We start from the raw sequence: 23,342 nt of genomic DNA, 5'->3' as shown, positions 1-23,342 counted from the left end.
ATTATGTGCGCATGGATTTCGAGCGCACGTCCAGCCAGACGGCGACCAGAATGACCACGCCCTTGACGATGAGCTGATAGAAATAGGGCACCGACAGCATGTTCATGCCGTTATTGATGACGCCGATGATGAGCGCGCCGAGAATGGTGCCGACCATGGTGCCGACGCCGCCAGCAAGTGAGGTGCCGCCCAGCACGACCGCAGCAATGGCGTCGAGTTCGTAGCCCATGCCTGCATTGGTCTGTGCTGAGGACAGGCGTGATGAGAGCAAGATGCCGCTGATGGCTGCCATGACGCCGGAGAGCATGAAGACGATGATCTTGATGCGGTCGACGCGGATACCCGAATAGATCGCCGCTTCCTTGTTGCCGCCCGACAGATAGATGCGGCGACCGAAAACAGTCTTCGACAGCAGGATATAATTGAAGATGAACAGAACACCGACGATCCAGATGATGATCGGCAGACCGAGCCAGTTTTCCGAACCAATGGCGAGCCAGGTATCGTTTTCGATGATTTCAGGCGCGCCATTGGTCGGCAGGCTGACCATGCCGCGATAGATGCCCATTGTCGCAACCGTCACGATGAAGGATGGCAGCATCAGCTTTGCCGAAAGTACACCATTGAGCCCGCCCATGATGGCGCCCGCCGCAAGGGTGAAAATAACGGTCGGCACGAAGCCGAAGCCCATGGCGAAGGCTTGCGCTGCCACCATGCCGGAAACTGCGATGATCGAGCCGATGGACAGGTCGATTTCGCCGAGCAGGATCACATAGGTCATGCCATAGGCAGCAACGGCGATCACCGCCACCTGCTGCATGATGTTCATGAAGTTGTTGAAAGCGAGAAAGCGCGGGTTGAGCACCGCGAAGACCACGCAGAGCACGGCCAACGAGATGATGATACCGCCATACTGGCGAACCAGCGGGGAGCTGAAAAGCGAACGGCGGACTTCCGCGTCCACGGCTTTCTTCTGAATATTTTGTGCGTTGCTCATATGTGCATTCCTGCTGCGTAGCTCATGACGGTTTCGGGCGTAAGGCCATCGGCATCGACAATGGCGGCGACATGCTTGTTATGCATGATAGCCACCCGGTCGCTGAGGCCCAGCACTTCCGGCAGTTCGGAGGAAACCATCAGGATCGCCGCGCCATTGGCGGCAAGTTCACGGATGATGCGATAGATTTCGAATTTTGCGCCGACATCGACGCCGCGTGTCGGTTCGTCGAGAATGAGGATGCGCGGCTTTGTCTGCAGCCATTTTGCCAGCACGATCTTCTGCTGGTTGCCGCCGCTGAGCGACCCGGCAACCGTGTCGATGGATGCTGTCTTGATGGCAAGACGCAGTACTTCCGCCTTGGCGGCAGAGCGCTCAGCCCGAGAGCGCATGAGGCCGAAAGGCCCTGCAAGCTGTCCGAGCCCAACCATGTTGATGTTGCGCTCAACGCTATGCGGAAGAACGAGGCCTTCTTCCTTGCGGTTCTCGGTCACGAAAGCAATGCCGTTGCGAATGGCATCGGTCGGTGAGGAGAGGGTGATGGCTTTGCCGTCGAGCCTGATTTCGCCCGTGGGCCGAAGGATACCGAACAATGCCTTCATCACGTCCGAACGGCCAGAACCGACCAGTCCAAAAAGCCCCAAAACTTCGCCGGGTTTCACGTCGATGGAAACATTGCTAAATTTGCCCGCAACCGAGAGGTTCTTCGTTTCAAGTATGGGCGGCACGCTTGCCGATGGCCTCGGCGCTTCGCGCGGCGGATAGATGTCGTTCATCTCACGGCCGACCATCAGGGCAATCAGTCGCTCGATGGTGGTCTCACTCTTTTCCGTGGTCGTTACATATTCGCCATCGCGAACGACCGTAATGTCGTCGGAAAGCCGCATGATTTCTTCCATGCGATGCGAAATATAAATAACGGCTGTGCCCCTGGCTTTCAGGCGCTCGATAATCGAAAACAGGATTTCCGCTTCGCTGTCGGAAAGCGATGAGGTCGGCTCATCCAGAATGACGACGTCAGCAGGCTGGCTCAGGCCCTTGGCGATTTCGACGAGCTGGCGCTGGGCAATCGACAGGTCGCCGACCTTTGCGCGTGCATCGACGGGCAGACCAAGCTCATCGATGAGCTTGTCGGCAGCTGCGTTCAGTTCCCGCTCCCGCACAAAACCGAAGCGGCTAGGCTCATGATTGGCGAAGATGTTTTCGGCCACGCTGAGATTGCGCGACAGACTCAATTCCTGAAAGACTATGGCGATGCCATTTGCACGGGCATCGCGCGGGTCTTTCGGCGCATAGGCTGCGCCTTTCAGCAAAATGGTGCCGGAGGTTGGCTTGAAAACGCCAGCCAGAATCTTCATCAGCGTGGATTTTCCGGCGCCGTTTTCGCCAAGAAGCGTATGCACGCGGCCGCGACGCACGGTCAGGTTCATGCGCTTGAGTGCGATGACCGGGCCGAAGGATTTCGCCACATCGCGAATTTCAAGAACCATATCCGGCAGGGCGTTTCCTTCGGATTTGGTGGCTGTCTCGGTATCTGTCACTTTGGGGGGCCTCCACTCTCCGTTATTCAGTTTCGCAGTGGATTTTAAGATCGATCCCGAGCGAAGTCTGCAATTCAAAAGGGTTGCGGCGGCGGCAAGGCGTGTGGTGTTCGCCGGGCCGCCGCACGCAGATAGGAAACAGCGACTGGGAGGAGTGTCGCTGTTTCACGCGGTGTTACTTGGTTTCGCCGTCCTTGGTGACGACGCCCGGAACGATTGGCTGCTTGGCTGGAACTTCCTCGCCCTTGATGACCTTGGCAGCGGTTTCAACTGCAACCTTGCCCATCTGGTCCGGGTACTGGGCGATAACGCCGACCATGACCGGGTCGTTTTTCACGGCATTGCGGGCTTCTTCCATGCCGTCAAAACCGATCACCTTGACCTGGTTTTCAAGCTTGGCCGATTTCACTGCCGAGGCAGCGGCCAGCGCAGCATCGTCACCGAAACCGAAGATGCCGACGATATCCGGATTGGCCTGAAGGATGTTCTGGGCAGCCGAAAGAGCTTCCGGACGGGTGATGCCCGGCTGGATTGCCACGATCTTGATGTCGGGATATTTGGCAATGCCCTTCTTGAAGCCTTCAATGCGGTCCACGACCGACTGAACCGTCGGGTAATCGATCACAGCGACGTTGCCCTTCTCGCCGATGGACTTTGCCATCAGTTCGGCAGCCTTTTCGCCGCCTGCGAAGTTGTCCGTGCCCACAAACGAGGTCACATCGACATTGTTGGCCGGAACATCGACGGTAATGACCTTGATGCCAGCCTTTTCAGCCTTGTTGATGGCCGAGCGAACGCCCTTGCTGTCAACCGGCGAGATGATGATGACGTCAACGCCCTTGGTGATGAAATCTTCCACATCGGCAAGCTGCTTGCTCAGGTCCTGATTGGCGATGGAGACTTCCAGCGGTACATTTTCTGCCTGCGCTTCCTTTTTCATCGCATCTGCGAGCGCGATGTAGAACGGATGCTGCTGGGTGAGAAGCGACGCGCCGATGCCTTCGGCAGATGCAGCACCTGCCATCATTGCCAGAGCTACACCGGAAAAGAGAATACGGCTGAGCGATTTGCGAAACATGATTTCCTCCGAATGACCGGCGCTCGCCGGGGCGTCCTTCTATGGGACATGAACAACGGTTTTCCTGCTGGTCCGTCAGTTGTCGCCAACTTCAAACCTCCCGAAGGGCAGGGCCTTCAGCTCGTGATTGAGCCCCCCTAGACATGCTAGAGCTTGTTCAGTGTGTCAATATAAAATTTTTCACGTGTAAAAATTATAACGATTGAATTTGGGCAGGTTATATAGGCGTGAACTGCAGCAGGCACGTGAAGGCGTGGACTACTGATCACTGATGTGTTGAAATTTGTTGCTTCTGGGCGGAAATAAATTTACGCATGAAAAGAAAAATGGGTGGTGCCGAAAAATCGCTTCGATACCCCAATGGGAAAAGCAGGGCATGACCGAACAGAAGATCAGGACGATGGAAGAGTTCGCGGCGGCAAGCGGATTGTCTCGTCCTACGGTCTCGAAATATTTCGACAATCCTGAAAGCGTAAAGCCTTCCACGCGGGCTCGTATCGAAAAGGCGTTGAAAGACTATAATTATCAGCCCAACATTTTTGCAGTCAGCCTCAATCGCAAGAAGCCGAAGAATATCGGCGTTATCGTTCCGCATATATCCGATCCATTCTATGCGGAAATCATTCGCCAGATCGAGATGCGCTGTCTGGCGGAGGGCTACTGGACCATCGTGCTGTCATCTCATGGTGAGAGAAAACTCGAAGCGCGGGCGATGCGCACCTTGATGTCTCTCAAGATTGCGGGTGTTCTGATGGCTCCGCTCGGTTTCGATACCGACGAGAAGCTTCTTTCCAGTCTGTCGAACTCGACACCTGCAGTTTTCCTGGACAGCCGTATCAGCGATGATCAGCCGTTCGTCGGCACGGATAATCGTCAGAGCATAGGGAATATCACCGAATATCTCTATCGAACGGGGGAGCACCCCTGCTTCCTCGAAATGCCAGCTGTAAACCAGAATGCGCTGGAACGGCGTTCGGCCTATATCAAAACCATGGAAAGGCTTGGCGTTGAACCAATCGTCCTTCCCATAGCCGCAAAGAACTGGAATTTTGAGGAGCTGGGCTATCAGGAGGCAGGCCGGATTTTTGATCGCGGCGGGTTTCCGACGCGCACGGTTCTGTGTGCCAATGATCGTCTGGCCTTCGGCGTGATCTCCGCCGCTTTCGAGCGTCGGCGCCATGTCGGGCGCGAAGAGGGCTGCGATCTTCGCGTCGCCGGTCACGACGACCATCCTCTCAGTCGCTTCACCTGTCCGCCGCTGACGACGGTTGCGCAGGATTATCGGCAAATCGCGCAACTCGGTCTCGATATGCTTTTCTCGCGGATCAATGCGCAGGAAAGCGGGGCGGCCGTCGAGAAGGAAATTCGCCGTCTCGATAGCCACCTCATCATGCGCGGATCTGCGTGATATCACCGAAAAGCCTCCTGAAAGCCGGGATATACACAGTTTTGCCATGCGTTCGCCGCAATTGATGGGCGAAAATACGCCTATTCGCGCAACGTTTCACGTCTTTTGACAGCTCAAGCTTCTTCTCGGCACTCTGCCTTAATTAAGGATGCCGCTTGGACTGAAACCAGTCCCTCTCGGCCTTTCCGGTGAAAGAATTACTCTGCCGCTCCCTAGATTTTTTCCATGCTCGCCTATGTGGATATGTAGGCAGCAGGGAGTTGTGCGGCACACGGATTGCTGCAAGACTTGCAACCTATATCTGACCATATCTGAAATGCCTCGAAATTGGTGAGCGGTTAATCCGCCCGGCTTCTCTGCACATATGACGGGATGCCGGTTGTGCTAGAAGGGGGTAATGTCTTGCTTATCTGGTTAACTTCTATTGTTCTTTTCCTGATCGGGCTTGCGCTCGGCGCGGGAGGCATCTGGCTCGCCGCACTCGGCGGCAGCTGGTATTACATACTTGCGGCGATCGGCTTTCTGCTGACCGCTGTTTTGCTTTCCCGGCGCAGCGCCTCAGCATTATGGGTCTATGCGCTTGTCATTCTCGGATCGCTCGGCTGGGCCGTTTATGAAGTCGGCTTCGATTGGTGGCAGCTTGGCGCACGCGGCGGCGTCATCGTGCTGCTCGGCTTCTGGATGCTGACGCCCTGGATCAGGAAACCTCTGAATAACGGGGCAGGTAATAGTGGTCTGCCGCTGGCTGCAGCCTCGGTGATCGCAGTCGTGGTCGCAGGCTATGCGATAACACAGGATACCTACAATATTGCCGGAGACCTGCCGACGGAGAAGGTCGCTGCAACGCCCGATCTTGGCGGCAACGTGCCCGATGGCGAATGGCACCAATATGGTCGAACGCCTTACGGTCAGCGCTACTCGCCGCTGGCGCAGATCACGCCGGAAAATGTTTCCAAGCTTCAGGTTGCCTGGCAGTATCAGACCGGCGATGTGAAGCAGCCGCAGGATGTGGGCGAAACGACCTATCAGGTTACACCGCTCAAGATTGGTGATTCCCTTTATCTCTGCACGCCGCATAACTGGGCTATTGCGCTGGATGCGGCGACCGGCAAGGAAAAGTGGAAATTCGACCCCAAGGTCGGTTTCAATACAGACCGCCAGCACCAGACCTGCCGTGGTGTGAGCTACTGGAAGGATGCGACCGCAACGGCTGGAGCGAAATGCGCCGAGCGTGTCTATCTGCCGACATCTGACGCACGATTGATTGCACTGGATACGGCCACCGGAGAAATCTGCACGGATTTCGCCAATGGTGGAACTCTCGATCTCAGCCACGGCATGAAATACAATCCGGCAGGGTATTACTACTCCACTTCGCCCCCTGCGGTCGTCGGCGACAAGATCATCGTTGGCGGTGCCGTCAACGATAATTATTCGACGGAAGAACAGTCGGGCGTCATTCGCGCATTCGATATCCGCACCGGCCAACTGCTGTGGAACTGGGATTCGGGCAATCCGGATGTCACCACGCCGCTGCCGGAGGGGGAGCACTACACAACCAACTCACCCAATAGCTGGTCCGTTTCAAGCGTCGATGAGAAGCTCGGGCTGATCTTTGTTCCACTCGGCAACAAGGTGCCCGACCAGCTTGGTATGGACCGCAGCGAGAATGTGGAGAAGTTTTCCTCGTCCATCGTCGCTCTCGATGTGAACACCGGACAGCTTCGCTGGGTGCGCCAGACTGTTCACCATGATCTGTGGGACATGGACGTTCCAGCCCAGCCGGTCCTGCTGGAAATTAACGGGGTTCCGGCACTGGTCGGACCGACGAAGCAGGGCGATCTCTATGTTCTGGATCGACGCACTGGTGAGCCGATCATTCCAGTCAGGGAAATTCCTGCTCCGACAGGTGCGATACCCGAGGACCATACTGCGCCGACGCAGCCGATCTCCGATCTTACTTTCAGTCCGCCGCCCTTGCGCGAAAGCGACATGTGGGGTGTGACGATGTTCGATCAGCTCGCTTGTCGTATCAAGTTCCACGAGCTGTTCTATGAGGGCCGATATACCCCGCCTTCGCTGCGCGGAACGATTGTCTATCCGGGCAATTTCGGTGTGTTCAACTGGGGCAGCGTGGCCGTCGATCCGGTGCGGCAAGTTATGTTCGGTATGCCGACCTATCTCGCCTTCACCTCGCGCCTCGTTCCACGCGCGGACATTCCGCCGAAAGGACAGGATGAAAAGGGAAGCGAGCAAGGTCTGAACCGTAACGATGGTGCTTCCTATGGCGTCTTCATGGGGCCATTCCTGGGTCCGCTCGGTATTCCCTGCCAGACGCCGCCATGGGGCTATGTCGCCGGTGTTGACTTGCGAACCGGCAAGATTGCCTACAAGCATCGGAATGGGACTATCCGCGATATGTCACCGGTTCCACTTCCGCTGAAGGTCGGCGTTCCGGGCATTGGCGGGCCGATGATCACCGCAGGCGGCGTTGCCTTCCTTGGTGCAGCCGTGGATGACTATCTGCGCGCCTATGACCTGACTTCGGGCAAGCAGCTCTGGGAAGCACGGCTTCCTGCTGGCGGCCAGTCGACGCCAATGAGCTATACGGTCGGCGATCAGCAATTCGTTCTGATGGTTGCCGGCGGGCATGGTTCTGTTGGCACCAAGCCCGGCGATTATGTGATCGCCTATACTTTGCCGAAAGGCTGAGCTGGTGATGTGAAAGAAAAGCGCCGGGAGTGATCCCGGCGTTTTATTTGCAGACCTCAAATTTTACCGTGCAGCAATTCACCTTTGCGTGGAGCCGGGCGCTTGCGGCTTTCCACGCTGTTTTCTGCAAGCTGGTGAATGATCGGGCAATCGGGGCGGTTGTCCCCGTGGCAGTTTTTCGCGAGGTAGCGCAGCGTATCAGCCATTTCCTGCAACTGACGCATCTTGGCTTCCAGCTCCTCGACATGGCCAAGCGCTACCTTCTTGACGTCAGACGATGCGCGATTGCGATCGCGCCAGAGCGTCAGCAGTTCCTTGATCTGTTCAACCTGAAAACCGAGATCGCGGCTGCGGCGGATGAAGCGCAGCGTCTCAACGTCTTTTTGCGTATAGACGCGATAGCCCGAACCGGTTCTCTCGGCAGCTTCAATGAGTCCGATTGTTTCATAATGGCGGATCATCTTCGCCGATATGCCAGATGCTGCAGCTGCCTGCCCTATATTCATCCCGTTCCTCACTGGCTGGTTATTTGCAAGGATATAGGAATGCAGAGACGTCTTTCAAAGAGGCTTATGTTTTCAGATGGCTCGTCTGGAACGTTTCATAAGGTAATGTTCAATTGCCTGAAACCCATCAAAGATGAGTATGGCAAGTGCGGCCACGACGAGCCCTCCTTGCAAAACAAAAGCAAGATTGTTGGAAATGAGCCCGGCGATGATGACTTCTCCAAGTGTTCTGGCAGCGACAGTCGAGCCAATGGTAGCCGTTGCAAGGCCGATCACAACGGAAAGTCTGATACCCGCCAGAATAACCGGCATGGCAAGGGGAACCTCGACTTTGACAAGCCGTTGCGCGCTGGTCATCCCCATGCCGCGTGCAGCTTCGACAACCGGAGGCGGCAAAGTCGTTAGTCCTGTTAGCGTATTTTCAAAAATCGGAAGCAGACCATAGAGGAAGAGTGCAATCAGGGTCGGCTTGTCTCCGAAACCGAAGACCGGCACTGCAAGTGCCAGCACTGCAACTGGAGGAAAGGTCTGGCCGATATTTACAAGGCTGCGTGAGAGTGGCAGAAACTCCGCGCCCTGCTTTCTGGTAACAAAGATTGCCATCGAGACGGCTACAATCGTGGATGCAAGTGCGGCCAGAGCGACCAGGCCGAGATGCTGCAAAGTCAGTGTCACGAAGTTCGCACGATCATAAATGACCGGGACGCCCTCATCGACGAGCGGTCGAAACAACGGCTCGAAAAGATGGGGCCGCCACAGAAACAGCAGCAGAACGCCCAGAAGCAGCGCACGCGGAACAAGGGACAGGAACAACCTCATGCCGGACGCTCTGCCTGATGCAGAAGCCTGTCGAGCGTAACTTGTCCAAGTGGCCTTCCATCATGATCAAGAACGGGAAGAGCTTTGCGTCCTGACCACAGAAGCTCGGCAAGGGCATCGCGTTGCGACGCTGTTACCGGCATTGTTGCACCGCTTGCATCACCGGGCTGGAGCACGGTTTTAAGGTCCATGAGAGAGAGGAGGCGGAAAGGCCGTTCGCCCGTACCGACAAGGCGTTCGACGAAATCGGTTGCCGGACGGGCAAGAATTTCTGCCGGTGGACCATATTGCAGCAATTTTCCGTCATCCATGACGGCGATACGATCACCCAGCGATATGGCTTCCTCCATGTCGTGCGTGACAAGGATTATGGTCGTGCCGAGCCGCTTCTGGATCGCCTTTAGATCTTCCTGTGCCTTGGCACGAATAACCGGATCGAGTGCCCCGAAGGGCTCGTCCATGAGAAGGATGTTCGGCCCGACAGCGAGCGCGCGTGCCACGCCGACGCGTTGCTGTTGCCCTCCGGAAAGTTCATGCGGATAGCGGTCGCGATAGTCCGCTGGTTCAAGCTGGAAGAGGTCAAGCAGTTCATCCACACGTGTATCGATGCGTTGTTTCTGCCATCCAAGCAGAAGGGGAACCGTCGCTATGTTTCCTGCGACAGTGCGATGCGGAAACAGTCCGTTCTGCTGGATGACGTAACCGATCCGCCGCCGCAGAACATGACCAGGTTCGTCCATGATGCTGCGGCCATCGATGCGGATTTCTCCGTCGGTCGGCTCAACCAGACGATTGACCATCCGCAGGAGGGTCGTCTTGCCGGAACCTGACGTCCCGACAATGGCAGCAATACTGTGGGGTTCGATGGTGAAGCTCACTGCGTCCACCGCTGCGCGTCCGTTATAGCGCTTCGTGATATGGTCGAATTCGATCATTGGGAGCTGCCTTTCCCGGTGATTTCTATCGCTGCATCGAGAATGACAGCAGCCGCAAAGGCGAGGAGAACGGTAGGCAAGGCACCCAGCAGAACAAGATCCATGGCCGTTTGCCCAATGCCCTGAAAGACGAATGTTCCGAAGCCGCCGCCACCAATCAATGCCGCAATGGTCGTCAGGCCGATATTCTGCACCATGACGATACGTATGCCGGTGAGAATAACGGGAAAAGCGAGCGGAAATTCCGTTTTGAAGAGGCGTTGTAGGCGCGTCATGCCCATGCCGCGGGCTGCGTCCGTTACCGGCTCCGGCACCTGTGCCAGCCCTGCGACGGTATTTGCCACGATAGGCAGCAGCGAATAGAGAAAAAGCGCAACGAATGCCGGTGCAGCGCCAATACCACGGATACCGATAGCACCCGCCCAGGGAAACTGCGTGGCGACCCAGCCGAGTGGCGCAATCAAAATACCGAACAGGGCCATTGACGGAATGGTCTGCACGATATTGAGGCTGTTAAGAACGAAAGCCCGCAACCCGGCCAAGCGATGGCAGACAAGCCCCAGCGGAATACCCACTGCGGTCGCCGCCGCAAGCGATCCCAATGCCAACGCTATATGCCGTTCCGCTTCGTTCCAGAAGCTGTCCGCGCGGCTTTGATATTCTTTCATGAATGAGATGCTGTCCCAGAGGCCTGAGGAAAGCAGCGCGGCCAGAAGTAATCCTGCAATGACCAGCAGCCCGACCCGTAAAAACGGACCGGCACGCAGCCGGACCAGCCCATCCGCGACATAAAGTGCGCTCGCAAAAAACAACAGCCAGAAACCGGAAGCCGGAGAAACGCGCGCATATCTGTTTCCTTCGGGCGACAGATATGACGCGGCCAGGCCGATTGCCACCATGACGGATGCGAGACAGAACAGAGCCGCGTACAGCCGCAACAAATTGTTGCTGCGGACAAAGCCGATCAGCAGTCCTGCCGCTACGACAGCGGCGAACAGCAGCGCCAATGAGGTCGGCAGGGCATCCAAAAAATAACGCGGTTCGCCTTGAACGATGCGGTTTGCCCGAAAGTTTGCGAATGGCAGAAGCAATCCCGATAAGGCGATTGCCGCAATGACCAGTCCGAGCTTGTCGATATATGCAAACAAGCCCCTCGTGCCATTTGCCTGGATCGTCTGGTGTGTTGCACTCATGCCCGGCAATTATCCGTTATCGCGCTCTCTACTTGAGAAATCCGTTGGCTTTAAGAAAATCCTCGGCGACCGCCTTTGCCGGTTCGCCACCCAGTTGCACGCGACCGTTGAGTTCCTGAAGGGTGGTCAGGTCGAGTTTCTCGAAGACGGGTTTCAGAAGTTCCTCGATCTTCGGATTTTTCTTCAAGACTTCCTCACGGATGATCGGGGCGGGCTGGTAGACCGGCTGCACATGCTTGTCGTCTTCGAGAACGACAAGTCCGGAAGGCGCGATGCCGCCATCGGTGCCGTAGACCATGGCCGCGTTGGCGCCGCTGGTCTGGTTGGCAGCGGCAGCAATGGTTGCAGCCGTGTCCCCGCCTGAAAGTGTGATGAGCTGGTCGGGTTTCAGGGTGAAGCTATAGGCGGTCTGGAAAGCGGGCAGGGCTGCTGCCGAGTTCACGAATTCCGAGGATGCGGCCAGAATGACCTTTCCACCGCCTGAAATGTACTTTCCGAATTCGCTCAGGTTCGTAAGCTTGTTTTCGTCGGCGACATCCTTGCGCACCGCAATGCCCCAGGTGTTGTTTGCCGGTGAGGGCGCCAGCCAGACGATCTTGTTGGCATCGTAATCGAGCTGCTTTGCAGTCTCATAAGCTTTGGCTGGGTCTTTCCAGAGCGGATCGTCAGCCTTGTTGAAGAAGAAGGCGGCATTGCCAGTATACTCGGGATAGATGTCGATTTCGCCAGCGGTGATCGCCTTGCGAACGACCGGCGTGGCGCCGAGCTGGATACGATCAGTGGTCTGGATACCATTCGCATTGAGAATGGCCAGAATGATGTTGCCAAGGACGCCGCCCTCAGTGTCGATCTTGGAAGACACGACCACCTCTGCCTGCGCGAGGCTGGAAAACTGAACTGCGCCTGCAAAGAGGGCAAGTGCGATGGCACTTCCCTTGAATAGGTTTCTGTACGACATGCTCATCATCCCATCGCGCTGGTTTTTCCTTGTGAAGGTAAACTATAGCGCCAACGGGAAAAGGAAACCGCCGTTCGACACCCCTCCTGACAGCGGGCTGGCAGGAGGGGTAATGTCAAAAGGCTGGATCAGGCAGCAAAATCGTTTTGCGTGCCGTGTGCTTCAATAGCCTGTGCAAGACGCTGCAGCGCATGGACATAAGCTGCCGAGCGAACTGTCACATTGTGCTGCTTGGCATGGTTCCAGATGGCGCGGCCCTCACGTTCCATGATAGTTTTCAGGCGCTCATGGATTTCTTCAAGCGTCCAGTAATAGCCCTGACGGTTCTGCACCCATTCGAAATAGGAAACCGTCACGCCACCGGCATTGGCCAGAATATCCGGCAGAACGATGACGCCATTTTTCGCAAGGATTTCGTCTGCTTCCGGTGTCACGGGACCATTTGCAAGCTCGACAATCAGCTTTGCCTTGATGGAAGCTGCGTTGTCGGCATGGATCATGTTTTCCATGGCGCTTGGCACCAGCACATCGCAGTCGGCTGCAAGCAACTCATCGGGAGTGATGGCTTCATGGCCATTCTTGCCAGCTGTCGAGACAACCGACTTGTTCTGTGCTTTCGCTTCCAGAAGAGCATCGAGATCAAGGCCGTTGGCGCAATAAACAGCACCGGACGAATCCGATACGGCAACGATCTTGTGACCATCGCTAGCCATCAGCTTGGCGATGAACTGACCGGCATTGCCGAAGCCCTGAACCGTGACGCGAAGCTGCGCAGCAAGGCCCAGATCGTGTGACAGATGGCGCACGAGATAAAAGCCGCCGCGCGCCGTGGCATCATTGCGTCCAAGCGAACCGCCAAGCGCCAGCGGCTTGCCAGTGATGACGGCAGGCGAGGACTGTCCGACGATCTGGGAATATTCGTCTGCCATCCAGCCCATGATCATGGAATTGGTGTAGACATCCGGTGCCGGAATGTCGCGATCCGGCCCGATAATGCCGGAGAAAGCCTGGATGTAGGCGCGCGAAAGACGCTCCAGCTCAGCCTTTGAAAGTTGACGTGGATCGACCTGAATTGCACCCTTTCCGCCGCCATAAGGCAGGTTCATGACGGCGCATTTGAAAGTCATCCAGAAGGCCAGCGTTTCAACCTCTTCCGCGGTCGATTCCGGATGATAGCGGATGCCGCCCTTCGTCGGTCCGCGCGTGTCGTCGTAGCGGCAGCGCCATGCAAGAAAGGATTTGCGCGAACCATCATCCATGCGGATCATCAGTCGCACTTTCATGGTCTCACGTGCATATTTCAGCTTCTCGATGACGTCCGCATCGATGTTGATGTGGCCTGCGGCCTCGTCCAGACGGACAAGTGCACTTTCGAGTAGATTCTCCTTAGTCACGGAATCACCTTTCTTGCGTTTCTTTTATTTTGGACGCGATTTTACGAAAGAATGCGTAGTCCTTTGCGCAATAAAAGAAAAGGGAAAAGGACAATAATGTTGTCCTATTTTACAGGGGCGATTTTTGAAACTGCTTTGCCGTCAGGTTGCAGACGCGGGCCCACTTGTATGAGGTGGACCAGATGTCGCGAAATGGTGGGCATGTCGTATTTGTGGCGTCTTTTGACGCAAGCCTGCTGTCGGGTTTGAAACGGAAACAATAGAAATATCATCAAAGGCTTCGCTTGCGCCGACAGGGCGCTTGCGGTCGCGAAACTGGTGGTTGTCTATGTCCCGTTTTTCTGCAGCTTCTATTATTAAAAATGCGCTTTCCGGCAACAAGAACTGGAAGCCGCAATGGCCCAATGCCGAACCCAAGACCGAATATGACGTGATCATCGTCGGCGGTGGTGGGCATGGTCTGGGTGCCGCCTATTATCTGGCCAAGGAACATGGCATCACCAATGTCGCGGTCATCGAAAAAGGCTGGCTTGGCGGCGGCAATACCGGGCGCAACACCACCATCATCCGCTCCAACTATCTCTATGATGAGAGCGCACATCTCTACGAACATGCGATGAAGCTGTGGGAAGGCTTGAGCCAGGACCTCAACTACAATGTCATGTTCTCGCAGCGCGGCGTGATGATGCTGGCCCATACGGTGCATGATGTGCAGAGCTTCAAGCGTCACATCCATGCCAATCGTCTCAACGGCATCGACAATGAATGGCTGACCAGGGAGCAGGCGAAGGAATATTGCCCGCCGCTCGATATTTCAGCCAATGCGCGCTATCCGGTCGTCGGTGCCACCTTGCAGCGGCGCGGCGGCGTGGCTCGTCACGATGCGGTTGCATGGGGCTATGCACGCGGCGCGACAGAGCGCGGCGTTGATATCATCCAGAATTGCCCGGTCACGGCCATTCGTCGTGACGCATCGGGTCGCGTGACCGGCGTTGATACGCCACGCGGTTTCATCAAGGCGAAGAAAGTGGCGGTTTCCGCTGCTGGCAGCACTTCCATTGTCATGGATACGGCAGGCGTGCGTATGCCGCTTGAAAGCTTCCCGCTACAGGCGCTCGTGTCCGAGCCGGTCAAGCCGATCTTCCCATGTGTGGTCATGTCTAACACGGTTCATGCCTATATCAGCCAGTCCGACAAGGGCGAGCTGGTCATCGGCTCCGGCACTGACCAATATGTGTCCTACAGCCAGCGCGGTGGTCTGCCGCTGATCGAGCATACGCTTGCGGCCATCTGCGAAGTCTTCCCGATCTTCACCCGTATGCGGATGCTGCGTAAATGGGGCGGTATTGTTGACGTCACGCCGGATCGTTCGCCGATTATCGGCAAGACGCCGGTGCCGGGCCTCTTCGTGAATTGCGGCTGGGGTACCGGCGGCTTCAAGGCGACACCGGGTTCGGCGCATGTCTTTGCCCATACGATCGCACGCGACGAACCACACTGGATCAACGCACCGTTCACGCTTGAACGCTTCACCACCGGTCGCTTGATTGATGAAGCGGCTGCTGCCGCTGTGGCTCACTAAGGAATAGGGGAAACACTAATGCTTCTTATCCGTTGCCCTTATTGCGAGATGGAACGCCCAGAGCTGGAATTCGCCTATGCGGGCGAAGCGCATATCGCGCGTCCAGCCGACCCATCGACACTGACCGATGATGAATGGCGCGACTTCCTGTTCACGCGCTCCAATCCGCGCGGCACCCATTATGAACGCTGGCGGCATATCAATGGCTGCGGCCGCTTTTTCAATGCGGTGCGCGATACGGTGAGCGATAAGTTTGTCACCACCTACAAGGCCGGTGAACCCCGTCCTGCTTTGGCAGAAACTCCGGCTGCGGAGACGAAATAATGACCGATATGCGCATTCATAACAAAGGCCGTGTCAACAAGGCCAAGTCCGTTCGGTTCAGCTTCAATGGCAAGACCTATTCCGGCTTTGAAGGTGATACGCTGGCATCCGCCATGCTTGCCAATGGCGAGCATTTGGCCGGTCGTTCGTTCAAATATCACCGCCCGCGCGGCATTCTTTCTGCCGGTTCCGAAGAGCCGAATGCACTGATGGGCGTTTCGCGTGGGCCAGGTCGGTTTGAGCCGAACACCCGCGCAACGGTGCTGGAACTCTATGATGGCCTCAAGGCCGAAACCCAGAACCATTGGCCGTCGCTGAAGCACGATGTCGGCGCGATCAATGATGCGTTCTACATGTTCTTCTCGGCAGGCTTTTACTACAAGACCTTCATGTGGCCGAAAAGCTTCTGGAACAAGGTCTATGAGCCTTTCATCCGTAGTGCCGCCGGTCTTGGCAAATCGCCGTCCGAACCGGACCCGGATACGTATGCCAGCCGCTATGCTTTCTGCGATGTGCTGGTTGCCGGTGGTGGACCTGCCGGTCTGGCCGCTGCCCTTGAAGCCGCAAAGAGTGGCGCGAAGGTCATCCTCGTCGACGAGCAGGCCGAATTTGGCGGCTCGCTTCTGTCGGAACCGGAGCCGGTCATCAATGGCCGCGCAAGCTGGGACTGGCTGAATGAAACCATAGAAGTGCTCAAGGCTAATCCGAATGTCACGCTTTTGCCGCGCACGACGGCCATTGGCTATTACCATCAGAACATGGTTGGTCTTTGCGAACGCCTGACCGATCATCAGGCCAAGGCTGCCTCCAATGCGCCGCGTGAGCGTATGTGGCGCGTGCGCGCAAAACAGGTGGTGCTGGCGCAGGGCGCGATTGAAAAGCCGCTGGTCTTTGCAGGCAATGATCGCCCCGGCGTGATGCTGGCTTCTGCCGCACGCACCTATCTCAATCGCTATGGCGTCAAGGTCGGCAATCAGGCTGTCGTCGTCACCTCGCATGACAGCGCATGGCTTGCGGCTTTCGATCTCGCGGTCGCAGGCGTCAAGGTTCCGGCCATCATCGATGTGCGTTCAAGCGTTGCCGACAGCCTCGTCAACCGCGCCAAAATGCTTGGCATTGAAACACTGACCGGCTGGACTGTGACGGACACGGGCGGACGCTATCGCGTGTCATCTGTGCGGGCTAATCCGGTTTCCAATGGCTCGGTCGGCGCTGCACGTACTATTGCCTGCGATGTGCTGCTGATGTCTGGCGGGTGGAATCCGAGCGTGCATCTGTTCTCGCACACGAAAGGCTCTCTCGTCTGGGATGAAGCGCGTCAGATCTATCTGCCGGGCGAACGCACCGAGGAAAGCCGCTGTGCCGGTGCAGGCAATGGCAATTTCGACCTGCAGGCTGCATTGCGTGAGGGTGCGGAAGCGGGTGCCGCTGCTGCCAATGATTCCGGACACAAAGCCAAGGCGTCTGAATATGCGGTCGCCGGTGATTTCGTCTGCGATGGCGTAAGCTGTCGCGAACTGCCAACCGATCGCGATCCGGGCAAGGCTAAGGCTTTCATCGATTTCCAAAACGATGTGACCGCCAAGGATATTCGTCTGGCCGTGCGTGAGGGTTTCCATTCCATTGAGCACGTCAAGCGCTATACCACCAATGGCATGGCGACCGATCAGGGCAAGACCTCGAACATCAACGGTCTGGCTGTTGCCGCCGACGCACTCAAGCGTCCAACGCCGCAGGTTGGTCTCACCACTTTCCGTCCGCCTTATACGCCGACGACCTTTGGCGCTTTCTGCGGTTATAATCGCGGCAAACTGTTTGATGTCACGCGCAAGACGCCTATCGATAGCTGGGCCGAACAGCATGGCGCAGCTTTTGAGCCGGTCTCGCTGTGGCGTCGCGCATGGTACTTCCCGAAAACCGGCGAAGACATGCATCAGGCCGTGGCGCGTGAATGCAAGGCGACCCGCCAGTCGCTCGGCATGTTCGACGCTTCCACCCTTGGCAAGATCGAAGTGGTCGGCCCGGATGCCGCGGAATTCATGAACCGCATGTATACCAATCCTTGGACGAAGCTTGGTGTCGGGCGCTGCCGTTATGGTCTGCTGCTTGGCGAAGATGGTTTCATCCGGGATGACGGTGTTGTCGGGCGTCTGACGCAGGATCGTTTCCATGTGACGACCACGACCGGCGGCGCCGCGCGTGTTCTCAATATGATGGAAGACTATCTCCAGACCGAATGGCCGGAGCTGAAAGTCTCATTGACCTCGACCACCGAACAGTGGGCAGTGGTGGCAATCAACGGCCCGAATGCGCGCAAGCTCATTGAGCCAATGGTGGAAGGTCTGGATATTTCCGATGAAGCTTTCCCGCATATGTCGGTGGCGGAATGCACATTCCTTGGCGTGCCAGCGCGTCTGTTCCGCATGAGTTTTACCGGCGAGCTGGGCTATGAAATCAACGTGCCTGCCCGTTACGGCCTGTCACTCTGGAAGGCGCTCTATGAGGCCGGTCAGCAATATGACATCACGCCTTACGGCACCGAAACCATGCACGTTCTGCGCGCTGAAAAGGGCTATATCATTGTCGGTCAGGACACTGACGGCACGATTACGCCGGATGATGCAAGCCTTGGCTGGGCTGTCGGCAAGCAGAAGCCGGATTTCGTCGGCAAGCGTTCGCTGGCGCGTCCGGATATGCTGAAAGCGGATCGCAAGCATCTCGTGGGTCTGTTGACCAACGATCCGAAGCTGGTGCTGGAAGAAGGTGCGCAGATTGTTGCCGATCCAAAGCAGGCGCTGCCGATGACCATGCTCGGCCATGTCACCTCGTCCTATTGGAGCGAGGCGCTTGGTCGTTCCATCGCCATGGCTGTGGTCTCCGGTGGCAAGGATCGTATGGGTGAAACGCTTTATATGCCGATGCCTGATGGCAACGTACACGAAGCGGTCGTTTCGGGCATGGTCTTCTATGACCCCGAAGGCAAGAAACTGAACGGATAAGGATTGAACCATGCTTGTTGAGACAAAACCTTATTCGAACCGCAAGGTCGTCATTTCCGGTCGTCTGGAAATCCATGCAGCCGATGACGCCGCCCGTTTCATCCTGCGCATTGCCCCGGCAAAACTGGCCTTGGCCGAAAAAGCGCTGGGCGCAAAAATCCCAGCAAAGATTGGTGGTCTTACGCGCACTGGTGATATTGCGGTCGCCTGTATCGGACCGGATGAATGGTATATCTGGGCCGAGGAAGAAGCCAAGGGCGCAGCCATCACGCAGGCTTTCGCCAAGCTTTACGAAACAGAGCCGCACAGCCTGACGGAAGTAAGCCATCGGGAAACCGGCATCGATATTTCCGGTCCCAAAGCGGAGTGGCTGTTGAATGCCGCTTCCCCGGTTGAGCTTTCGCAGATGAGCTTTCCGGGTGCTGCGCGCACAATCTTTGATCACGCCCAGATCATTCTGTTGAAGTGGGATGCCGATCATTACCGGATCGAAGTGTGGAACTCATTCGCGGATCACGTTTGGACTTTGCTGGAACTGGCCAGCAACGAGGTCTAACACGCAATCCAATTCATCAAATCGAGACTGAAAACGCCGCCCAACCGGGCGGCGTTTTTGCATTCAAAGCCCAAATTCGGTCTTGCCTTCCATAAATCCATATGTGAAGATTGTATTCACATAAGAAATTCATGAGGAGGGAATTTCCCGATGTCGGAAAGCGAACTGCCGCTGAGCGGGCTTGTCGTTGTCGATATGAGCCAGTTTCTGTCGGGGCCTTATTGCTCGTTGCGTCTGATGGATCTGGGCGCACGCGTCATCAAGATTGAACGGCCCGATGGTGGCGATCTCTCGCGCAGGCTTTATCTGAGCGACACGGAGATCGGCGGTGATTCCACGATTTTTCATGCGATCAATCGCGGCAAGGACAGCCTTGCGATCGACCTCAAAAATCCTGACGATCTGGCAGCATTGAAGAAGCTTCTCACACAGGCCGATGTGCTGATTCAGAACTTCCGCCCCGGTGTCATCAAGCGTCTTGGCCTTGATTACGAGGCAGCCAAAGAAATCAATCCGCGTCTCGTCTATGCATCGATCAGCGGCTATGGCGAAGAAGGGCCATGGGTCGGGCGGCCTGGGCAGGATTTGCTGGCGCAGGCGCGCTCGGGCCTCATGTGGCTCAATGGTGATGAGGGCCAAGGACCGGTGCCATTCGGTCTGGCGGTTGCCGATATGCTGGCGGGGGCTGCTGCGGCACAAGGCATTCTCGCAGCGCTGGTGCGGCGCGGCATCACCAATAAAGGCTCGCATGTCGAAACCAGTCTTCTTGAAGCGCTGGTCGACTTCCAGTTTGAAGTGCTGACCACCCACCTTAACGATGGTCGTCGCCTGCCAAAACGTTCTGATTTCCGCAGCGCCCACGCCTATCTTGCTGCTCCCTATGGCGTCTATCCGGCAGCGGACGGCTATCTTGCCATCGCCATGATGCCGATTGCGAAACTGGCGCCACTGTTGGAAGCGGACACGCTCGCCCCATTTGCCGATGATCCCAAAAGCGCTTTCGCAAAACGCGATGAGATCAAGCGCCTGATCGCTGACCGCATTGCCGAGAAGACCGTTGATGAATGGCTTGCCATTCTGGAACCAGCCGATATCTGGTGCGCCCGCGTTCTCAACTGGGAAGAACTGCTATCAAGTGAAGGCTTTTCGGTCCTCGACATGCTCCAGACGGTGACGCGTGAGGATGATGTTTCCATCACCACGACACGTTCCCCACTGCGCATCAATGGGCAGCGCCCGAAGGTGGCACGCGCTGCACCGCGCATTGGCGAAAATAGCGAGCAAATACGCGAGGAGTTCGGACTATGAGCACGATCAAGCTTAAAGGCATGACCTGGAGCCACCCACGCGGCTACGATCCGATGGTTGCGGGGGCCGAACAATGGCTCGCGGACAAGGGCGTTGAAATCGTGTGGGAAAAGCGGTCGCTACAGGATTTCGAGACCTTCCCGGTCGAGGAATTGGCGCGCAATTTCGATATGATCGTGATCGACCATCCGCATGTGGGTCAGATCACCAAGGAAGGCTGTCTGCTGCCGCTGGATGTGCCGGGTCGCGAAGCGGAACTGAAGGCGCTTGCCGAAGGTTCGGTCGGCCAGTCCTTCCCAAGCTATAACTGGCAGAGCCGGCAATGGGCATTTCCGCTTGATGCCGCCACACAGGTTCAGGCATGGCGTCCCGATCTCATGGACAACCCAGCAACCTCATGGGGCGAGGTGCTGAGGCTTGCGCGCGCCGGGAAAGTTCTGCTGCCACTGCGCTCGCCGCATTCGCTGATGTGCTTTTACACACTCGTTGCCAATGCTGGAACGCCTTGCACGGTCGAAGGCGAGCTGATCTCTGTTGAGGATGGTGTCAAAGCTTTCGAGCAACTGCGCGAGATCGCTTCGCTGGTAAAGCCGGAATGCTTCGGTATGGACCCGATTGCGGTGTTTGAGGAAATGGTGCTGCCGGACTCGTCCATTGCCTGCTCACCGCTGATCTATGGCTATGTGAATTATGCCATGTCGGGCTTCCGCGATCGCCTGATCCGCTTTGCCGATATTCCAGCGGGCGCGGCAGGTGTTGCGGGTTCGGCTCTGGGCGGTACGGGCATTGCCGTTTCAGCCTTCAGCAAGCATCCGGAGGCTGCTATCGATTTTGCCTATTGGATTGCAAGCGGTGACGTACAGAAGGGGCTTTATGCGGCTTCCAACGGTCAGCCGGGACATGCGGATGCATGGGAAGACGATATTGTGAATTCGTCGACGTCTGACTTTTATTGCGAAACGCGCGCGACACTGGAAGGCGCATGGGTACGTCCGCGTCACGATGGCTATATGACGTTTCAGGAAGCGGCGTCGGAACGCATCAACAAAGGCTTGCTGGACAATGAGAAGGCGGAAGATGTCGTGGCCGATCTAAACCGGCTTTTCCGCGAAAGCTTCTGATTTATATGGAAAGGCTGGCGGCTTGCCGCCAGCCCGATTAGTTTTATAGTTTCCAGAGGCGCGTTGCATTCTCGGAGAGAAGCAGCGCCTTTTCGTCTTCGCTGCATCCTTCAAGAAGCGCATGGGTCGTCGCCACCCATGTCAAAAGCCCCGCATCGACACTGCTCGCCCCCGGAACTGCTAAAGTGCAGACAGGCCAGTCGCTGCCCCACACAATCCGCTCCCAGCCGAAGGCCTGAATGACATGTTCTACATAGGGGCGTACCGTGTCGACGGTCCAGCTTTCAGCATCGGCATAGGCAACCACACCGGAAATCTTTGCCGTCACATTGTCGCGCTGCGCAATCTCGCTAATGCCCTTTTTCCAGCCGTCCAGCGCACCTGACTTGATGTCCGGAACGCCGCAGTGATCGAGCACGAATTGCACGTCCGGGGCAAGATCGGCCAGTGCTGTCACCTTGTCGATCTGATGTGGGAGTGTGCAGAGATCGAAGGTCAGGCCAGTGCCTTCCAACCGCTTGATATTCTCGCGGAAAAGAACACCCTCGGAAACGTCATCAGGTACGACATGCAGCACACGACGAAAGCCTTTGACGAAAGGATTGCCAAGCTGCAATTCGAGATACTCGGGAAAGCCCGGTTCTTCTGGGCGGCAGGAGGCAATTGCACCTTTTATAAAGCCACCATTCGCGATTGAAATATCCTGAACATGGTGCGTCTCGGCTTGAATGCTATCAGCCGCAACATCCACTTCCATATGCAGCGCTGCCTTGATGCCGCAGCGTTCGGCCTGCTTCCGATAGGTCTCTAACAGAAAATCGTGGTTGAGCGCCGGGACATCCCCCAGCCACGGGTAAGTCAGCGCGCTTTTGTCTATCAGATGCAGATGGGTATCGATAATCATGAAAACTCTCCTCCATTGACATACTTTCAAAAAAGAAGAGAGTTTTCAAATAAGAATTATCGGCATTGCTTAGTCGGCTGTCCCTATGTCGGAGCCGACCAGTTTCGACAGGTCTTTGACGGTCTTTTGCAACAGGCTGATGGTCTGCGTAATGTCGGGTGCTGAAGCCGAATTGACGAGTGTCACATAGGGACAGGTCAGTGATGCAATGCAAGTACCATCCGGGCCGAGAATCGGGGCCGAGAGATTGTAGACGCCTGCCACCTGAGCGCTGGGCATCATTTCATAGCCACGTTCGCGAATCTGGTCGAGGCGCTCGTAGAAACTCTCATCGAGCTTCACGCTTTCACCGTCTTTCGCATATTCGGCAATCATCATCTTGCGTTCTTCCGGTGACCGGAAGGCGAGAAGCACATGGCCGGAACCGGTATCGAACAGGCTGATATGCGAACCGACGCGGATTGAGATGCCCCAGTAATCCGGAGCCTCCTGCTGTGCAATGACGACAACAGATCCTCGGTCAAACACGGCAAGCTGGTTGGCCTGCTTTGAGCGGTCGGCAAGTTCACGCATGAAAGGCGTGGCAAAGGATGCAAGTCTGCGCACCGGTGCATGAAGGTGTGCAAGACCGAACAGCTTGAGCGTCAGCGAGTAGCGGTCGCCCTCGAGCTTGGTCACGTAACCGCGCTTCACCAGGCGATCCAGCATCCGGTAAAACTCGTTGGGGCTGCGGTCGAGGTGTTTGGCAATTTCTGCCTGTGTCAGCCCACCATCCACGCTCGCAAGCAGTTCCAGAATATCCAGTCCCTTGTCCAGTGCGGGGGCGCGGTAGCGATCGTCTGTTTCCAAGTTAGCTCCTCTCGTGAATATTCCTCTTCATATACGAACAACCAGGAATGCGAAAGTCGCAAATGTGCGGAAACTCGCCTTGACCGGTTTTGAATAATATGTTTGCATATAAATACCAGATGCACAATTGGGGGCGGACCGGGGAAAAGTCCGTCGTG

At 56.5% G+C, this 23,342-nt stretch carries 19 protein-coding genes; 8 read left to right on the top strand and 11 right to left on the bottom strand.

Annotation, left to right across the window (positions count from 1 at the left end; all coding sequences use genetic code 11):
• Position 1: 1 nt before the first annotated feature.
• From AAE521_RS06335 to AAE521_RS06325, 3 genes are all read right to left on the bottom strand, one after another.
• On the bottom strand, positions 2 to 997 hold the full coding sequence (locus AAE521_RS06335; protein ID WP_071631881.1) for an ABC transporter permease: 996 nt from the start codon (positions 995 to 997) through the stop codon (positions 2 to 4).
• Positions 994 to 2,487: a sugar ABC transporter ATP-binding protein gene (locus AAE521_RS06330; protein ID WP_206044305.1), complete on the bottom strand. Its 1,494-nt coding sequence runs from the start codon at positions 2,485 to 2,487 to the stop codon at positions 994 to 996. Before AAE521_RS06330 ends, AAE521_RS06335 begins: the two co-directional genes overlap by 4 nt.
• Positions 2,488 to 2,713: 226 nt before the next feature.
• The gene (locus tag AAE521_RS06325) at positions 2,714 to 3,616 is read right to left on the bottom strand and encodes a substrate-binding domain-containing protein (protein WP_071631883.1); all 903 of its coding nucleotides are present in this window, start codon (positions 3,614 to 3,616) and stop codon (positions 2,714 to 2,716) included.
• A 376-nt stretch (positions 3,617 to 3,992) separates the two neighbouring features.
• Between AAE521_RS06325 and AAE521_RS06320 the strand changes: the two genes are divergently transcribed.
• The gene (locus tag AAE521_RS06320) at positions 3,993 to 5,024 is read left to right on the top strand and encodes a LacI family DNA-binding transcriptional regulator (RefSeq protein ID WP_071631884.1); all 1,032 of its coding nucleotides are present in this window, start codon (positions 3,993 to 3,995) and stop codon (positions 5,022 to 5,024) included.
• A 402-nt stretch (positions 5,025 to 5,426) separates the two neighbouring features.
• Positions 5,427 to 7,736 (top strand): glucose/quinate/shikimate family membrane-bound PQQ-dependent dehydrogenase, encoded by a 2,310-nt coding sequence (locus AAE521_RS06315; RefSeq protein ID WP_071632009.1) that lies wholly within the window; start codon positions 5,427 to 5,429, stop codon positions 7,734 to 7,736.
• 56 nt (positions 7,737 to 7,792) lie between these two features.
• Here the strand turns inward: AAE521_RS06315 and cueR are convergent, their stop codons facing one another.
• From cueR to AAE521_RS06285, 6 genes are all read right to left on the bottom strand, one after another.
• Complete coding sequence (cueR, locus tag AAE521_RS06310) at positions 7,793 to 8,242, bottom strand: Cu(I)-responsive transcriptional regulator (RefSeq protein ID WP_071631885.1); 450 nt, start codon at positions 8,240 to 8,242, stop codon at positions 7,793 to 7,795.
• 72 nt (positions 8,243 to 8,314) lie between these two features.
• The gene (locus tag AAE521_RS06305; protein WP_342060752.1) at positions 8,315 to 9,061 is read right to left on the bottom strand and encodes an ABC transporter permease; all 747 of its coding nucleotides are present in this window, start codon (positions 9,059 to 9,061) and stop codon (positions 8,315 to 8,317) included.
• On the bottom strand, positions 9,058 to 9,996 hold the full coding sequence (locus AAE521_RS06300; protein WP_342060751.1) for an ABC transporter ATP-binding protein: 939 nt from the start codon (positions 9,994 to 9,996) through the stop codon (positions 9,058 to 9,060). The genes AAE521_RS06305 and AAE521_RS06300 overlap by 4 nt, the downstream gene beginning before the upstream one ends.
• A complete protein-coding gene (locus tag AAE521_RS06295; RefSeq protein WP_374864422.1) occupies positions 9,993 to 11,198 on the bottom strand; it encodes an ABC transporter permease in 1,206 nt (401 codons plus the stop codon). Before AAE521_RS06295 ends, AAE521_RS06300 begins: the two co-directional genes overlap by 4 nt.
• 19 nt (positions 11,199 to 11,217) lie before the next feature.
• Positions 11,218 to 12,147 (bottom strand): glycine betaine ABC transporter substrate-binding protein OsmF, encoded by a 930-nt coding sequence (gene osmF / locus AAE521_RS06290; protein ID WP_342060749.1) that lies wholly within the window; start codon positions 12,145 to 12,147, stop codon positions 11,218 to 11,220.
• A gap of 128 nt (positions 12,148 to 12,275) precedes the next feature.
• Positions 12,276 to 13,541 (bottom strand): Glu/Leu/Phe/Val family dehydrogenase, encoded by a 1,266-nt coding sequence (locus tag AAE521_RS06285; RefSeq protein ID WP_010658071.1) that lies wholly within the window; start codon positions 13,539 to 13,541, stop codon positions 12,276 to 12,278.
• A gap of 328 nt (positions 13,542 to 13,869) precedes the next feature.
• Between AAE521_RS06285 and AAE521_RS06280 the strand changes: the two genes are divergently transcribed.
• The 6 genes from AAE521_RS06280 (at position 13,870) to AAE521_RS06255 (ending at position 21,431) form a co-directional block, all read left to right on the top strand.
• Positions 13,870 to 15,123, top strand: coding sequence for a sarcosine oxidase subunit beta family protein (locus tag AAE521_RS06280; protein WP_071631888.1), 1,254 nt, complete (start codon positions 13,870 to 13,872; stop codon positions 15,121 to 15,123).
• A gap of 18 nt (positions 15,124 to 15,141) precedes the next feature.
• A complete protein-coding gene (locus tag AAE521_RS06275; protein ID WP_010658073.1) occupies positions 15,142 to 15,447 on the top strand; it encodes a sarcosine oxidase subunit delta in 306 nt (101 codons plus the stop codon).
• On the top strand, positions 15,447 to 18,446 hold the full coding sequence (locus tag AAE521_RS06270; protein WP_071631889.1) for a sarcosine oxidase subunit alpha: 3,000 nt from the start codon (positions 15,447 to 15,449) through the stop codon (positions 18,444 to 18,446). The genes AAE521_RS06275 and AAE521_RS06270 overlap by 1 nt, the downstream gene beginning before the upstream one ends.
• Before the next feature lie 10 nt (positions 18,447 to 18,456).
• Positions 18,457 to 19,002, top strand: a complete 546-nt coding sequence (locus AAE521_RS06265) for a sarcosine oxidase subunit gamma (protein ID WP_071631890.1) — start codon at positions 18,457 to 18,459, stop codon at positions 19,000 to 19,002.
• A gap of 150 nt (positions 19,003 to 19,152) precedes the next feature.
• Complete coding sequence (locus AAE521_RS06260) at positions 19,153 to 20,310, top strand: CaiB/BaiF CoA transferase family protein (RefSeq protein ID WP_071631891.1); 1,158 nt, start codon at positions 19,153 to 19,155, stop codon at positions 20,308 to 20,310.
• Positions 20,307 to 21,431: an extracellular solute-binding protein gene (locus tag AAE521_RS06255; RefSeq protein WP_071631892.1), complete on the top strand. Its 1,125-nt coding sequence runs from the start codon at positions 20,307 to 20,309 to the stop codon at positions 21,429 to 21,431. Before AAE521_RS06260 ends, AAE521_RS06255 begins: the two co-directional genes overlap by 4 nt.
• 43 nt (positions 21,432 to 21,474) lie before the next feature.
• Here the strand turns inward: AAE521_RS06255 and AAE521_RS06250 are convergent, their stop codons facing one another.
• Complete coding sequence (locus tag AAE521_RS06250; RefSeq protein ID WP_342060748.1) at positions 21,475 to 22,335, bottom strand: amidohydrolase family protein; 861 nt, start codon at positions 22,333 to 22,335, stop codon at positions 21,475 to 21,477.
• Positions 22,336 to 22,404: 69 nt separating this feature from the next.
• Positions 22,405 to 23,184 (bottom strand): IclR family transcriptional regulator, encoded by a 780-nt coding sequence (locus tag AAE521_RS06245; protein ID WP_011982489.1) that lies wholly within the window; start codon positions 23,182 to 23,184, stop codon positions 22,405 to 22,407.
• Positions 23,185 to 23,342 lie beyond the last annotated feature (158 nt).

Origin of the sequence: Brucella cytisi, assembly GCF_038433355.1 — a bacterium.
In the GTDB taxonomy this organism is placed as follows: domain Bacteria; phylum Pseudomonadota; class Alphaproteobacteria; order Rhizobiales; family Rhizobiaceae; genus Brucella; species Brucella cytisi.
Note: the sequence above shows the minus strand (reverse complement) of the source record. Positions and strands in the feature narration are given on the sequence as shown.

Coding starts and splice junctions, on each gene's coding strand:
- AAE521_RS06335 (WP_071631881.1), bottom strand. CDS start 997: ATGAGCAACGCACAAAATATTCAGAAGAAAGCCGTGGACGCGGAAGTC.
- AAE521_RS06330 (WP_206044305.1), bottom strand. CDS start 2,487: ATGGTTCTTGAAATTCGCGATGTGGCGAAATCCTTCGGCCCGGTCATC.
- AAE521_RS06325 (WP_071631883.1), bottom strand. CDS start 3,616: ATGTTTCGCAAATCGCTCAGCCGTATTCTCTTTTCCGGTGTAGCTCTG.
- AAE521_RS06320 (WP_071631884.1), top strand. CDS start 3,993: ATGACCGAACAGAAGATCAGGACGATGGAAGAGTTCGCGGCGGCAAGC.
- cueR (WP_071631885.1), bottom strand. CDS start 8,242: ATGAATATAGGGCAGGCAGCTGCAGCATCTGGCATATCGGCGAAGATG.
- AAE521_RS06305 (WP_342060752.1), bottom strand. CDS start 9,061: ATGAGGTTGTTCCTGTCCCTTGTTCCGCGTGCGCTGCTTCTGGGCGTT.
- AAE521_RS06300 (WP_342060751.1), bottom strand. CDS start 9,996: ATGATCGAATTCGACCATATCACGAAGCGCTATAACGGACGCGCAGCG.
- osmF (WP_342060749.1), bottom strand. CDS start 12,147: ATGTCGTACAGAAACCTATTCAAGGGAAGTGCCATCGCACTTGCCCTC.
- AAE521_RS06280 (WP_071631888.1), top strand. CDS start 13,870: ATGTCCCGTTTTTCTGCAGCTTCTATTATTAAAAATGCGCTTTCCGGC.
- AAE521_RS06275 (WP_010658073.1), top strand. CDS start 15,142: ATGCTTCTTATCCGTTGCCCTTATTGCGAGATGGAACGCCCAGAGCTG.
- AAE521_RS06270 (WP_071631889.1), top strand. CDS start 15,447: ATGACCGATATGCGCATTCATAACAAAGGCCGTGTCAACAAGGCCAAG.
- AAE521_RS06265 (WP_071631890.1), top strand. CDS start 18,457: ATGCTTGTTGAGACAAAACCTTATTCGAACCGCAAGGTCGTCATTTCC.
- AAE521_RS06260 (WP_071631891.1), top strand. CDS start 19,153: ATGTCGGAAAGCGAACTGCCGCTGAGCGGGCTTGTCGTTGTCGATATG.
- AAE521_RS06255 (WP_071631892.1), top strand. CDS start 20,307: ATGAGCACGATCAAGCTTAAAGGCATGACCTGGAGCCACCCACGCGGC.
- AAE521_RS06250 (WP_342060748.1), bottom strand. CDS start 22,335: ATGATTATCGATACCCATCTGCATCTGATAGACAAAAGCGCGCTGACT.